The organism is Deltaproteobacteria bacterium (assembly GCA_019308995.1).
In the GTDB taxonomy this organism is placed as follows: Bacteria; Desulfobacterota; Desulfarculia; order Adiutricales; family JAFDHD01; genus JAFDHD01.
In genome coordinates, this window is record JAFDHD010000089.1 from 1 (window position 1) to 12,578 (window position 12,578).

Sequence of the window (12,578 nt, forward strand, 5' to 3'; positions counted from 1 at the left end):
CCAGCTTCCGGGACTGCCTGATCCAGTCCCGGCCGTAAGCCTCGAAGATGGCCCGGCCTTCAGCCTCGCTCTCCTCAGGACTCTTGCCTTTGATGGCCTCGGCAAACCGGGAGGTGACCTTGTCCACGTCAAACTCCTCCCGCAGAAGCTTGAGCATCTCCGGGTTCAACTCGAAGGAATAACCCCTGGCCTCATATAACTCTTTCATGCCGCCACCTTTCATGCTCCTGACGCGGGGAAGGTAATGGTAAGGGCGTCTTCAAGGCAGACCTCGATGCAGTCGTTGCACCCGGTGCACTTGTCGCGGAAAGGCGCAAAGACCATGTAAACCCCAGGCTCCCTGGGATTCGTCTCCATCCCCCTTTCCACCTTGATGGCCCGGACCGCGAAGACCGCCTGCGGACAGGCCAGCAAACACTTCTTGCAGTCAAAGGGCGTGGCGCACTTTGACGCGTCTATCTCAATGGCCGGATACCGAGGCGCTGCCGTCATCTTGCCTTACCTTCCTGGTCCTTGGTTCAGAAATTGCCTTTCATATCTCTGCCATGCGGAGAGCCGTTAGAGCAGTCTCGTGCTGGCCTCGAAACAAAGCTGGCCCCGCTCGAAGATACAGTGACCGCACATGCGGCAGTTCAGGCAGCGCTTGGCCTCCTCTTGCATCTGCCACTCGGTGTACCCCAGTTCGGACTCACTAAAGGATCGAACCGAATCCTTGCCAGAGAGCGAAGGCATGTCCCAGCGATCCTTCTTTGCGAGGAAGGCGGGCACCATATCTTCCTTGATCCGAAAGACCTCGACCTCTTCTGATGAAGGATTCGATTTGAGCTCCTCACCGTTCAGAAAGCGATCAATGGACGTAGCGGCCTGATGTCCGGCCGCGATTGACTCCACGACAGTGCCCGGGGCTTTGATGAGGTCGCCGGCGGCAAAAAGGCCGGGTATATTCGTGCTCAGCGTCTGCGGGTCCACCTCGAACTTTTTGCCAATAAAAGAGGGGTCAGCCACCTGGCCGATGGCGATGATGACCGTATCCGCATCCATGGTCAGGCTGGCTTTGGGTCCTTTTTTCAGGGTCCATTTGATTCTGCCTTCAGGGTCCTTCTTTAGGGTTGCCACCTTTGTGAAAGCGGCCTGTCTGACCTTTCCGACTGCATTGCCGGTAAATCGCTGAGGCGCCAGGGAGGTCTTGATCTGAACGCCTTCGTCTTTGGCCTTCTCGACTTCCCAGTCAAAGGAGGGCATTTTGGCTCTCGATTCCAGACAGGTCAGGATCACCCGGCCGGCCCCCAGGCGTACGGCGGTCCGGGCGGCGTCCACGGCCACGTTCCCGCCCCCGATGACGACCACCGTGCCTTTGAGGGTTATTTTTTCGCCTAGCTTGACGTCACGCAGGAAAGGCAGGGCCTGCCGGACCCCTTTCAGTTCAGCTCCCGGGATGTTCAGTGAGGCGCTTTTCCAGGCGCCGGTGGCCAGGAGGATGGCTTTGTATCCTTGGTCCCAGAGCTCGTCAAGGCTCAAATCCTGGCCAATGCGGATACTGGTCTTGATGTCCACGCCCAGGGCCTTGATGTAATCAACCTCAGCCTGGACGATCTTCTGCGGCAGTATGAACTCCGGGATGCCAGCGGCCAGCATGCCTCCAGCCAGCGGCAGCGCCTCAAAAACACTCACCCCGAAACCCTTTTTCACCAGATCGTGGGCCGTCGTCAGGCCAGCCGGTCCGGAACCGATGATCGCGACCCGTTCTTCCCGGGTGCGCTCGCTCGGTTCGGGCACACCGTTGTTCGCCAGTTCATACTCACCGATAAAACGTTTGAGCCATTCAATGGCCACCGGCCTGTCAATCAGCGCCCTGTTGCAGGCCTCCTCGCACGGATGATGACAGACGCGGCCGCAGATGGAAGGGAAAGGGTTGGTTTCCCGCACCACCTGAAGCGCCTCCTTGACCTGGCCCTGGGCAAGCGCGACAACGTAACTCGGAATGTCCATATGGATCGGGCAGGCTTCCTCGCAAGGGGAGACCTTACTTACCAGGGGCCAGCATTTTTCCCCGTGGATCTGGGAAAGGACTTCTAAACCGCTGCGAATATATCCAATACCCAATGCTACCTCTCCTTCACTTCCAGGTTTGCCTTTAGACCCAGTCTCTTCTCGAAGTTTAAACGCCTTAAACGCAAGGTGTAAAATTTAAAACAACATTTTCCGCTTAGCCGTGTAAAAATCATATCTTTTCATGTTCGGGCTGTCAAGCGTCCAGGGGTCAGGCCCTGCTTTTTTCACTTGACCGGCCCTCTGCGTTCTTATATATAATCGCCGTTAAAGGGGAAAGAGCTGACATGCCGAATTTGCGATTAAAAGGAAAAGTAAGCGGCGTTCTGGCGCTTTTTATGGCCTTCGGGCTGATGCTGCTTCTCGGTTCTGATATCTCGTTTGCCGACGAGCCGGAATATGTAGGCGTCCTTAAGTGCAAGGGCTGTCACAAGAAGCAGTATGCCGCCTGGCTGGAAGAAAAACACTCTCAAGCGATGTCATCTTTAAGCGAGGCGGAGCAGAAAGACGCCAGGTGTCTGGAGTGCCACACCACAGGGTATGGCAAACCGGCCAAAACGGGCGCCAGGCTGGAAAACGTGCAGTGCGAGTCCTGCCACGGTCCGGGCAGCCTGTTTAAAAGACCCAGGATAATGAACCGCCGAAGGTTCAGAGAAGATCGAGAGAAGGCCCGGCAGGCGGCCCTGGCGGCCGGCCTGATCGAACCGACCGAAAAGGTATGTCTTAAGTGCCATGGCAATCAGCCCCCCGCCTTTAAAGAGTTTAACTTCAGGGAAGCGGTTGAAAAGGTGAACCATAAATAAGAAGCCTGAGCAGTCTTCCTGTGTGAGCTCTCGGCCCACCGCCTTTCAACAAAAATACATTTAATGATCATATTTAAAACAGCTTCCCTCCGACCCTTGGGCTGACTCCTGTTTTGAATGGGAACTACCTGGCCCTTTTGAGTTTTTTAGATTGATTTTTCCATGTTTTGATGTTCTTAAGAGTAACAGGGGCTGGCATCGGTAAAGGCCAGCGCCGAGGGGTATAAGATGGGGGATAAGCGCACTATTGAAGAAAGGCTCTCGGAAAACGGAGTTTCACGAAGGGAGTTCCTGAAGTACTGCGGGCTGCTCACGGCTGTCCTCGGGCTGCCTCATACTGCGGTTCCAAGGGTCGCGGCAGCGATCCTGAAGAAGAGGCGGCCTTCAGTCGTCTGGCTCCATTTTGCAGAGTGCACCGGCTGCACCGAGGCCTTTCTTCGCACCACCTACCCCTGGGCCTCGGATATCATCCTCGATATCATTTCTCTCGATTACCACCAGACCATAATGGCCGCCGCCGGTCTTCAGGCCGAGGCCATCCTTGAAAAAACCGTCACGGAAAACAAAGGTAATTTTATGGCCATCGTTGAGGGCGCCATTCCGACCAGGGATTCCGGGGTTTACGGCCGGAGCGGCGGCCGGACCTTTCTTGAGATCGGCCGGAAGGTCCTGATTGATTCAAAGCCGGTCGCTGTGATCTGCCTTGGAAGCTGCGCCTCTTTCGGCGGTCTCCAGGCGGCCGCGCCCAATCCAACCGGCGCTAAATCGGTGGGAGAGGCCCTGGGCGTTAAAACCATCAATGTCTCGGGCTGCCCCCCTAATGCCGTTAACATTGTGGCCGTTATGGTGCATTATCTGCTTCTGGGACGGCTTCCGGCCCTGGATGAATATGATCGGCCTCTCTTTGCCTATGGCAAGACGGTGCACGATCAGTGTCCCCGAAGGTCTCACTTTGAAAATGAGGAATTCGTGCTGGCATTCGGCGACGAGGGCGCCATGAAGGGGTGGTGCCTGCGCCTGGTGGGCTGCAAGGGCCCGGAGACCTTTAACAACTGCCCGACGGTCAGGTTCAACGACGGCGCGAGCTGGCCGGTGGAGGCGGGCCACCCCTGCATCGGCTGTGCGGAGCCGAATTTCTGGGACACCCTGAGCCCCTTTTACGAAGCTGAATAATGGCTCAAAGCCGCGCGCAAACAATGGAAGGTCACGGGTAAAAGGAGGAAGGAATGGGCCGGCGCATTGTGATAGACCCGATGACCCGCATCGAGGGTCATCTCCGCATTGAAGTGGAAGTCGAAAAAGGCAGGGTCAAGAACGCCTGGAGCTCCGGCATGCTCTATCGAGGCATTGAGACGATCCTCAAAGGCAGGGACCCAAGGGAGGCGTGGCTCATCACCCAGCGTGTCTGCGGCGTCTGTACCTACGTCCACGCCGAGGCGTCGGTCCGCGCCGTCGAAAACGCCGTTGGCGTCGTGATACCGCCCAATGCCAGGATTATCCGCAACCTGATGATGAGCGCCCAGTTCATCCACGATCACGTGGTCCACTTCTATCATCTCCACGGCCTGGACTGGATAGATATGGTCAGCGCCCTTTCCGCGGACCCGAAAAAGACGGCCGACCTCGCCAACGCCATCTCGAAAAAACCCGGCATGGGCGTCCGGGATTTCGAGGCGGTTCAAGGCAGACTGAAGACCTTTATTCAAAGCGGGCAGTTAGGGCCGTTTGCAAACGCCTACTGGGGTCATCCGGACTACAGGCTGCCTCCAGAGGCCAACCTCCTCATGGCGGCTCATTACCTCCTGGCCCTGAAGCAGCAGGTCATGATGGCCCGGACCCACGCCATTTTCGGGGGTAAGAATCCTCACCCGCAGTCCCTTTGCGTGGGCGGTGTAACCTGCGGCCCGTACCTGAACGCCGACCGGATTTCCGAGTATCTGTTTCAGCTCAAGGAGACGATTGATTTCATTGAAAACATATACCTGCCAGACGTGCTGGCAGTGGCCGCTCATTACAAGGACTGGGGGGTCATTGGCGGCTGCCGCAGCTACCTGACCTGGGGCGAGTTCCCGGAAACCGAGGCCGAGCCAGAGAGCCTTTACCTGCCTTCGGGAACCATCTTCAATAAAAGGCTGGATACCCTGAAGCCCGCGGACGCGGGCCGGGTAAGCGAAGACGTAAAGCGGGCCTGGTACGAGGACGGCGCTTCGCTCCACCCCGCCAGGGGGGAGACCAGGCCGGTCAACCCCGGTTCTGAGGTTGACACCTCCAGCAAAGAAGGCAAGTATTCCTGGCTCAAAGCGCCTCGCTATGGAGGAAAGGCATGCGAGGTCGGGCCCCTGGCCAGGGTGCTGGTCGCATACGGCCGCGGCCACCAGGACGTGAAGCCCGTGGTGGAGCAGGCGCTCAGGACCCTGGACCTGCCGCTTTCAGCCCTTTTTTCCACCCTTGGCCGGACCATGGCCCGGGCCGTTGAGACACTGGTCATTGCCAGGCAAACCCAGAAGTGGGTCCTGGCCCTGGCTCAAAACCTCAAGAAAGGGGATACCCGGACCGCGGCAGAATGGAACATGCCCGATCAGGCCGAGGGGTTCGGGCTGAACGACGCTCCAAGAGGGGCCCTGGGGCATTGGATAGCGATAGAGCAGAAAAAGATAAAGAACTACCAGATGGTGGTCCCCTCCACCTGGAACCTGGGCCCGCGCGACCATACCGGTCAGGCTGGTCCGGTGGAGGAGGCTCTTATCGGAACGCCGGTTCATGATCCCAAGCGTCCCCTGGAGGTGCTTCGCACGGTGCATTCGTTTGATCCCTGCATTGCCTGCGGCGTTCATATCATTGATCCTGAAACGAACGAGGTTTACCGGTTCAGGGTGGTTTGACCGTGCTTGCCTGAATCGTTTCTGCTTTATGGAATAAGGAGTCCCATGCCTGAAAAGGAACTGAAACGCATCGTGGTTCTCGGGGTGGGGAACACCCTTCTCAAAGACGAAGGGGTGGGTGTCAAGGTTATGCAAGCGCTGCGAAGACGTTTTGACTTCCCGCCGGAGGTGGCTCTGGTGGATGGAGGCGTGCGGGGCCTCGGCCTCGTCCCGATTATCAAGGAGGCGGAAGACCTCATCATTATTGACGCCGTCAGGAAAGGCCAGGCCCCCGGAACCCTCTACCGGCTTACAGATGAGGATCTCTGTGCCAGGGTTAATCAAAAAAACTCACTGCATCAGGTTGACCTAATCGAGGCCCTGACCGTGGCTCAGGCCTTCGGTGAGGCCATGCCTTCCATAATTGTTCTGGGCGTGGAGCCCCTGGACGTCAGCCCCTGGGGCATGGAGCTGACGCCAATCATAGAGGCCAGGGTGGATGAACTGGTGGCCCTGGTCATTGAAGAGCTGGGGCGCCTGGGGGTAAAATGCCAGCCCGGGCTGGAGCATGACGGTCTATGATATATTTATTGGTTCAAACGACATTATTGAGGTCTTAATCAGATGTGTCTGGCAGTGCCAACCCGAGTCGTAGAAATTGATCAGAACGGGATGATCACGACTGATACGGGCGGGGTCAGGAAGAAGGTTTCTTCAGTCCTGATAGAGGACGCCAGGGTCAATGACTGGGTCATTGTCCATGCCGGATTTGCCATCCAGAAACTGGACCAAAAAGAAGCCATGGAGGCCTTGAAGCTTCTTTGGGAGATGATTGAAGCGTCTCCTGAAGGCGATGGGGATGAATGGTAAGGGGGATTGATTCTTTCTTTGTCTGGCCTAAGGTGGGGAAGGCCTGACGATCTGACCGGGAGGGCTTGTGGAGCTATTCTGTGTGCAAGCTAAAATGGCAGGCAACCTCATGGCCTGCGCCGACATCTTTGAGCATTGGCTCCTCTTCAGCGCAAAGAGGTTTTGCCTTAAAGCAGCGGGGGTGAAACCTGCATCCGGGTGGTGGGTTGAGCGGGCTGGGCACCTCACCGGGCAGGATGATCTCCTCCTGCTGAAAATCGGGGTGTGAAGGCAGGGCCGCGGAGTACAACGCGTATGTGTAAGGATGCAAGGGGTTGCGGTATAACTCCTTGCTTTCAGCAGTTTCGACCAGCTTACCCAGGTACATCACGCCAACCCGGTTGCTCATATGCTTGACCACGGCCAGATCGTGGGCGATAAGCAGGTAGGTTAGCCCGAATTGATGCTGGATCTGCCGCAGCAGGTTCATGATCTGGGCTCTAATGGAAACGTCCAGGGCGGACACGGGTTCGTCGAGGATGATGAGGCTGGGATTGAGGGCCAGGGCCCTGGCCACGGCTATTCTCTGTCTTTGGCCGCCGCTGAACTCGTGAGGGTAAAGGCTAGCCTGATCCGACCTCAACCCCACCACCTCCAGGACCTCAGTAACTCTATCCCGGACAGTGGCTCTGGGCAGTTTATTGTTGACCACGATGGGTTCAGCGATTAACTTTCCGACCCGCCTGCGGGGGCTTAATGAACTGAAAGGGTCCTGAAAAACGGCCTGAACCTTGCCTCGATATTTTTTCAGGTCAGGTCCGGAGAGCTGCCCGATTTCCTTGCCTTCGAAAAGTATGGTTCCGCTGGTGATCTTCTCCAGGAGCAGGATAAGTTTGGAGGTGGTTGTTTTTCCGCATCCGGATTCCCCGACCAGCCCAAAGGTCTCTCCCTTTTTGATGGTAAAGCTGATGCCGTCAACAGCCTTGACCGCTCCGACCTGTTTCGAGAAGATAAGTCCCCTGGTCACCGGGAAATGCTTGATCAGGTTACTTGCTTCGAGGAGGATTTCGCTCATTAAGAATCCTTTTCATTCAGCCAGCCAACAGCTCATGGTGTGCTCTTCTGCGACCATAGATTGCCTCGGATACTCCTGCTTGCAGACGTCCATGGCCTGAGGACATCGAGGGGCAAAGCTGCATCCTGCGGGCAGATACCTGAGGTCAGGCGGCTGCCCCTCGATGGAATAGAGCCATTCGATCTCCTTCTCCATTTTAGGGAGAGAATCCATGAGGGCCATGGTATAGGGATGCCTGGGGTTATTGAAGAGTTCCCTGATCGGTGCGTTTTCCACGATTCTTCCGGCATACATGACCGCCACCCGGTCACAGACCTTGGCCACGATGCCGAAGTCGTGGGTTACGACTATCATGGAAAGTTTTGAATCACGTTGAATCTCCTTGATCAATTTAAGGAACTGGGCCTGAATAGTGACATCAAGGGCTGTGGTAGGTTCGTCGGCGATAAGGAGCTTGGGCTGGCAGCTTAATGTCATGGCCCCGACGATCCTTTGCCTCATGCCGCCGCTCATCTGGTGAGGGAATTCCCGCATGCGGACTTCGGGTGAAGGGATTTTGACCCGGGAAAGCATTTCTTTGACCTTGGCCCAGACGGCCTTTCGGTTAAGATTTTGGTGCAGTCTGATGGGCCAGGCCACCTGCTGGCCGATGGTGAAAACAGGGTTCAAAGAAGTCATAGGGTCTTGCAGGATCATGGATATTTGCTTGCCTCGAATCTGTTCCATCTCCTTGTCGCTCTTGAGCAGAAGATCCTGGCCGTCCATGATGATCTCCCCGCCCACGATGCGCCCGGCAGGTTGAGGCACAAGTCTCAGGATAGACAGGCAGGTAACGGTTTTACCACACGCGGATTCGCCCACCAACCCCAAGGTTTCTCCCTCGCCAACCGAGAAGCTAACTCCGTCAACCGCCTTGAGCACGCCTTGTCGGGTAAAAAAATGGGTTTTCAGGTTCTTGATCTCCAGGATATTCCTTGCCATGGTTTTCCTTTCACCGGGGTTATATTTGCCGAAATTTGGGGTCTAGCCGAACCCTGAGCCAGTCCCCCACGAGGTTACAGCTTAAAACTACCAATAAGATGGACAGCCCGGGCCAGAGGCAAAGCCACCAGCCGTTCGAGATGTAGTTCCGGCCTTCAGCGATCATCAAACCCCAGGCCGGATCAGGCGGCGGCACCCCTACACCGAGGAAACTCAGGGAGGATTCAGCGATAATTACAATTCCGAGCTGGAGAGTAGCCAGAACGACCAGGGTGTTCACGATATTGGGGAAGAGATGCACCACCATGATCCTGGTTTTGCTGCATCCGCTCGTCACGGCCAGGTGCACGAAATCGCTTTCCTTTATGCGCAGTACCTCCCCGCGCAATACCCTGGCGTAACCGGCCCAGCCTACGATGGCCAGGATAATAATAATATTATTCTTACTCGGCCCCAGGACGGCGGCCAGGACAATGGCCACCATGAGGTATGGTAATGACATGACGGTATCGGTCAGCCTCATCAAGACCATATCTATCCACCCCCCGAGGTACCCTGAGAGGAGGGCGATGACACTGCCTAACATCCCGGCCAGAGCGACTACGATGAAGCCCACTTGCAGTGAAATTCTGGTGCCGGATATGAGTCGGCTCAGGACATCCCTGCCCAAATGATCTGTTCCGAGCAGATACTTGGTAGTGCCTCCTTCCTGCCAGAAAGGAGGTGTAAGCGTATATTCAAAATCAGCGTCTGTGGGGTCGTGGGGCATAATAAAGCTACCGAAGACGCCAACGATCACGAAGGTGAGAAGGATTATTATCGGGATGACCGGAACCCCTCTGGCGGCGCTGAGTATCTTGCGTAAACTAATACTTTTAAACACCGAAGATGTGCCGGTCATTATCTCCTGAGGCGCAGCATTTTCCATCTCTCTTCTCCAGAACCGGAACACGAAAGATCACTTGCCTATTGATACCTTATCCTCGGGTCTAGATAGGCGTAAAGTATATCTACAAAAAGATTGGTAAAAATAAACAGGCAGGAGGCGATTAATACGCACATCTGCACCACCGGGAAATCCCGGGTAAAAATGGCGTCCACAACCAGCCGGCCCACTCCGGGCCAGTTGAAGACCGTTTCTGTGATCACCGTGCCATTGAGCAGGATGATGAAGTTCACGGCTCCTAAAGTCAGGATGGGGATGAAGGCGTTCTTTAAAGCCTGTTTCCAGACAACCATATAACCCGGAACGCCCATTATCCTCGCCATCTTGATGAACTCCGTGTCCAGAACGTCAAGCATGGCCGAGCGGGTCAGGCGGGTCAGAGACGCTGTAAAGTACCAGCCCAGGGTAACGGTCGGCATGAGCAGATGCTTCCAGGTTCCCATTCCCGAAGTGGGCAGGAGTCCGAGCCAGACCGCAAAGACAATCATGAGCATGATGCCCAGCCAGAAGACGGGCAAGGCCTGCCCCAGGAGGGCGAAGATCTTGCCAAAGTTATCAAACCACCTCCCAATCATGACCGAAGATATTATTCCCACCGGGACTCCAATAATAACGGCGAAGAGCATAGCTGCTGAGCCCAGGAGCAGCGTGTTGGGAAATCGCTCCACAAAGAGGTCCAGGCAGGGTATGCCCCACCTGAGGGACTTGCCAAAGTCGCCTTGCACCGCCCTGGAGATAAACTTCCAGTACTGGACATAAATGGGCTCTTTCAGGCCGAGGACTTCTCTCATTTTTTCAATGTCTTCATGTGTCGCCTCGGGCGGGACCATGAGCAGAACCGGGTCGCCGCTAATGCGGGTTAAGGCGAAGACGATGACGGTAATGAGAACCACGCAAAAAAGCGCTTGAACGATACGATTAAAAATGTATCTTTTCATAAATTAACCTTAGAGCCCCACGGCTGCGGTAAGACCTTTCTTACCACAGCCGCGGGGGGTAAGTTCTTTAAGCTTTCTTTCATTTAAAACGGAACTCGTTTCCTTTAATCATTAAGTGTCATAAATTCAAAGGCGACCGGGAAGACCCGACCGGCCACGTTCTCCCAGTACTTGACCTTTGCACTCAACCCGTAAGGAATATGAACGGCCCAAAGATTGATGCGGAATGCCTGCTCCAGGTAGAGTCTGTTTAATTCCCTGGCCGCAACTGCAACATCCTTGTCCTCTATTTGTTTACTTAAATGTTGCAAGGCCGCGACCAATTCAGGCGTGGTCTTAAAAGTCCAGGGAGAGCTGGGGGCAAAAGTGCTTTGCAGGGCCGTGGCCGGGTGTGTTCGGCCAGCCCACCACGGGGTTGGATGAGAACCCATACCGCGAAGTTTCTTCTGGGCTATCATGCGAGTCCAAATCATGTGTTCCGGCACGGTCACCTTGGCCTTTATGCCCACTTTACGCAAACTTGCGGCAATAGCTTCGGTTGACGTTTTAACCGGTAGGTCGCTGTAAAGCACAGTTTCAAAACCCTTGGGATACCCCGCTTCTTTCAGAAGAGCCTTAGCCTTCTCCGGGTCGTAAGGGTACGGCTTGGCCTTGGGATCAAATCCCGCGTGATAGGGAGCAAGACAACCTGACCACGGCTCAGCAGAACCTAGCAGAACCTTCTCGCAGATGGCCTTGGCGTTAATGGCATAGGCCACAGCCATCCGAACGCGTCTATCAAGAAGAGGGCTGGGTTCATCCGGGAACTCACAAGCATAAAAGCAAATGTTACGCAGATAAGTATACTTGGACCAGCCTAGCTTCAATTTCGGGTCTTTTAGCACCACCGGGATATGCGCGGCCACGATACCGACCACATCCCCTTCCCCGGTTTGCAGCATGGCCAATCTGGTGGCGGGTTCAGGAACAATCATATAATGCAGGTACTTTACATGACCGACTTTCCGGTAATGTTCATCTCTGGCCACCACATCGAAAAAGACGTCCTGTTTATATTTTATAAACTTATACGGTCCGGCTCCCATCGGATTTTTAAGAAACTCCGCATCTCCCAATTTTTCAACATAAGCCTTGGGAACCGTGCCCAGGATCTTGGCCGTACGATCCATGAATGCCGGGTAAGGGCTTTTTAAATGAATGACCACCTTATGAGGGTCCACTATTTCGACTCTCTCAATGTAACGTCTCAACTCACCGCCAAATACAAACTTCAGTTCCGGGCGCTGGGCCCTTTCAATGCTGAATTTCACATCTGTCGCGGTCACGGGAGTTCCATCGGCGAAAGTAGCCCGTTCATCAAGGATGGCCGTTATCTTCGACCAATTTGCAGCGATCTTCCATGATTTGGCCAGGGCCGGGTAGAGCTTGCCATCAGGGTGCTTGCAGGCCAGGCCATCGTATAAAAAGGATGTGATAGTCGTGCCGCTGGCGCCGGTGTTTTGGTGACAGTCGCCGCCCGCCATCTCAAAACTGGTGGAATTAACAATAGTAGCCTTGCCTTTGGGGACTACCTTGGCTGTCCCGGGTGTAGTAAATAGAAAAACAATGAAACAGGCCAACGCGCCGGTTAATAGAAGCCATTGGACTTTTTTTATCTTGTTCATATACATGCTTCCCCTCCTTTTCGGGTTTACTGCTAAGCGCTCTTGATCTTGCTAGCCTCTAAGATTCACCTCCTTTCTACCTGATTAAAATGACAGGAGTTCCTACCTCGCCTGACATCCTTACCTGCCTTTAACTGATGCCAGGCAAACGCTTTCCTGCTGCATGAAAAAACATGCAGGCGCATACTTCGCTCCCAACGAAAATTTAACACTTATATTGATTACTATAGATTAGTATAATCCTTTACCTTGATTTACAATAAAAAGCTACCCTTAAATTAAATCATTTAAAAAAGTCGGTTCTTCTCCAAAAGAGTTGGCAAATTAGTTTAAGAGGGCACATTGTGTTAGTGCATAACTTATTAATAATACAAATATTTTCATTCTTTAGCTTCCCAAATCTATTTAGAGA

The 12,578-nt window shown here is 54.6% G+C and carries 13 protein-coding genes; 5 read left to right on the forward strand and 8 right to left on the reverse strand.

The features are described from left to right. The 3 genes from JRI95_12910 to JRI95_12920 form a co-directional block, all read right to left on the reverse strand. Positions 1-208, reverse strand: a 208-nt coding sequence (locus tag JRI95_12910) for a hypothetical protein (GenBank protein MBW2062442.1), incomplete at its 3' end; no start/stop codon positions are given. 11 nt (positions 209-219) lie between these two features. Further along, positions 220-492, reverse strand: coding sequence for a 4Fe-4S ferredoxin (locus JRI95_12915; protein ID MBW2062443.1), 273 nt, complete (start codon positions 490-492; stop codon positions 220-222). A 66-nt stretch (positions 493-558) separates the two neighbouring features. Beyond that, the gene (locus JRI95_12920) at positions 559-2,103 is read right to left on the reverse strand and encodes an FAD-dependent oxidoreductase (protein MBW2062444.1); all 1,545 of its coding nucleotides are present in this window, start codon (positions 2,101-2,103) and stop codon (positions 559-561) included. 233 nt (positions 2,104-2,336) lie between these two features. Here JRI95_12920 and JRI95_12925 point away from each other — a divergent pair, with 233 nt between their 5' ends. From JRI95_12925 to JRI95_12945, 5 genes are all read left to right on the forward strand, one after another. Then, the gene (locus JRI95_12925) at positions 2,337-2,852 is read left to right on the forward strand and encodes a hypothetical protein (GenBank protein ID MBW2062445.1); all 516 of its coding nucleotides are present in this window, start codon (positions 2,337-2,339) and stop codon (positions 2,850-2,852) included. A gap of 228 nt (positions 2,853-3,080) precedes the next feature. Continuing rightward, entirely contained in the window at positions 3,081-4,025 is a 945-nt protein-coding gene (locus JRI95_12930; protein MBW2062446.1) for a hydrogenase small subunit, read from the forward strand. Between the two features lie 53 nt (positions 4,026-4,078). Beyond that, positions 4,079-5,734 (forward strand): nickel-dependent hydrogenase large subunit, encoded by a 1,656-nt coding sequence (locus JRI95_12935; GenBank protein MBW2062447.1) that lies wholly within the window; start codon positions 4,079-4,081, stop codon positions 5,732-5,734. Positions 5,735-5,779: 45 nt separating this feature from the next. Continuing rightward, complete coding sequence (locus JRI95_12940; protein ID MBW2062448.1) at positions 5,780-6,295, forward strand: HyaD/HybD family hydrogenase maturation endopeptidase; 516 nt, start codon at positions 5,780-5,782, stop codon at positions 6,293-6,295. 42 nt (positions 6,296-6,337) lie between these two features. Next, on the forward strand, positions 6,338-6,583 hold the full coding sequence (locus tag JRI95_12945; GenBank protein ID MBW2062449.1) for a HypC/HybG/HupF family hydrogenase formation chaperone: 246 nt from the start codon (positions 6,338-6,340) through the stop codon (positions 6,581-6,583). Positions 6,584-6,656: 73 nt separating this feature from the next. Here the strand turns inward: JRI95_12945 and JRI95_12950 are convergent, their stop codons facing one another. The 5 genes from JRI95_12950 to JRI95_12970 form a co-directional block, all read right to left on the reverse strand. Continuing rightward, positions 6,657-7,637, reverse strand: coding sequence for an ATP-binding cassette domain-containing protein (locus JRI95_12950; protein MBW2062450.1), 981 nt, complete (start codon positions 7,635-7,637; stop codon positions 6,657-6,659). A gap of 12 nt (positions 7,638-7,649) precedes the next feature. After that, positions 7,650-8,618 (reverse strand): ABC transporter ATP-binding protein, encoded by a 969-nt coding sequence (locus JRI95_12955; GenBank protein ID MBW2062451.1) that lies wholly within the window; start codon positions 8,616-8,618, stop codon positions 7,650-7,652. Positions 8,619-8,637: 19 nt separating this feature from the next. Next, positions 8,638-9,519, reverse strand: coding sequence for an ABC transporter permease (locus JRI95_12960; protein ID MBW2062452.1), 882 nt, complete (start codon positions 9,517-9,519; stop codon positions 8,638-8,640). 65 nt (positions 9,520-9,584) lie between these two features. After that, positions 9,585-10,502, reverse strand: coding sequence for an ABC transporter permease (locus JRI95_12965; protein ID MBW2062453.1), 918 nt, complete (start codon positions 10,500-10,502; stop codon positions 9,585-9,587). A 104-nt stretch (positions 10,503-10,606) separates the two neighbouring features. Further along, entirely contained in the window at positions 10,607-12,172 is a 1,566-nt protein-coding gene (locus JRI95_12970; protein ID MBW2062454.1) for an ABC transporter substrate-binding protein, read from the reverse strand. Between the last annotated feature and the right edge of the window lie 406 nt (positions 12,173-12,578).

What these genes read in the sequence shown, in the direction of transcription:
- JRI95_12915 (MBW2062443.1), bottom strand. Translation starts at nt 492, where the DNA reads ATGACGGCAGCGCCTCGGTATCCGGCCATTGAGATAGACGCGTCAAAG.
- JRI95_12925 (MBW2062445.1), top strand. Translation starts at nt 2,337, where the DNA reads ATGCCGAATTTGCGATTAAAAGGAAAAGTAAGCGGCGTTCTGGCGCTT.
- JRI95_12930 (MBW2062446.1), top strand. Translation starts at nt 3,081, where the DNA reads ATGGGGGATAAGCGCACTATTGAAGAAAGGCTCTCGGAAAACGGAGTT.
- JRI95_12935 (MBW2062447.1), top strand. Translation starts at nt 4,079, where the DNA reads ATGGGCCGGCGCATTGTGATAGACCCGATGACCCGCATCGAGGGTCAT.
- JRI95_12940 (MBW2062448.1), top strand. Translation starts at nt 5,780, where the DNA reads ATGCCTGAAAAGGAACTGAAACGCATCGTGGTTCTCGGGGTGGGGAAC.
- JRI95_12945 (MBW2062449.1), top strand. Translation starts at nt 6,338, where the DNA reads ATGTGTCTGGCAGTGCCAACCCGAGTCGTAGAAATTGATCAGAACGGG.
- JRI95_12950 (MBW2062450.1), bottom strand. Translation starts at nt 7,637, where the DNA reads ATGAGCGAAATCCTCCTCGAAGCAAGTAACCTGATCAAGCATTTCCCG.
- JRI95_12955 (MBW2062451.1), bottom strand. Translation starts at nt 8,618, where the DNA reads ATGGCAAGGAATATCCTGGAGATCAAGAACCTGAAAACCCATTTTTTT.
- JRI95_12960 (MBW2062452.1), bottom strand. Translation starts at nt 9,519, where the DNA reads ATGACCGGCACATCTTCGGTGTTTAAAAGTATTAGTTTACGCAAGATA.
- JRI95_12965 (MBW2062453.1), bottom strand. Translation starts at nt 10,502, where the DNA reads ATGAAAAGATACATTTTTAATCGTATCGTTCAAGCGCTTTTTTGCGTG.
- JRI95_12970 (MBW2062454.1), bottom strand. Translation starts at nt 12,172, where the DNA reads ATGTATATGAACAAGATAAAAAAAGTCCAATGGCTTCTATTAACCGGC.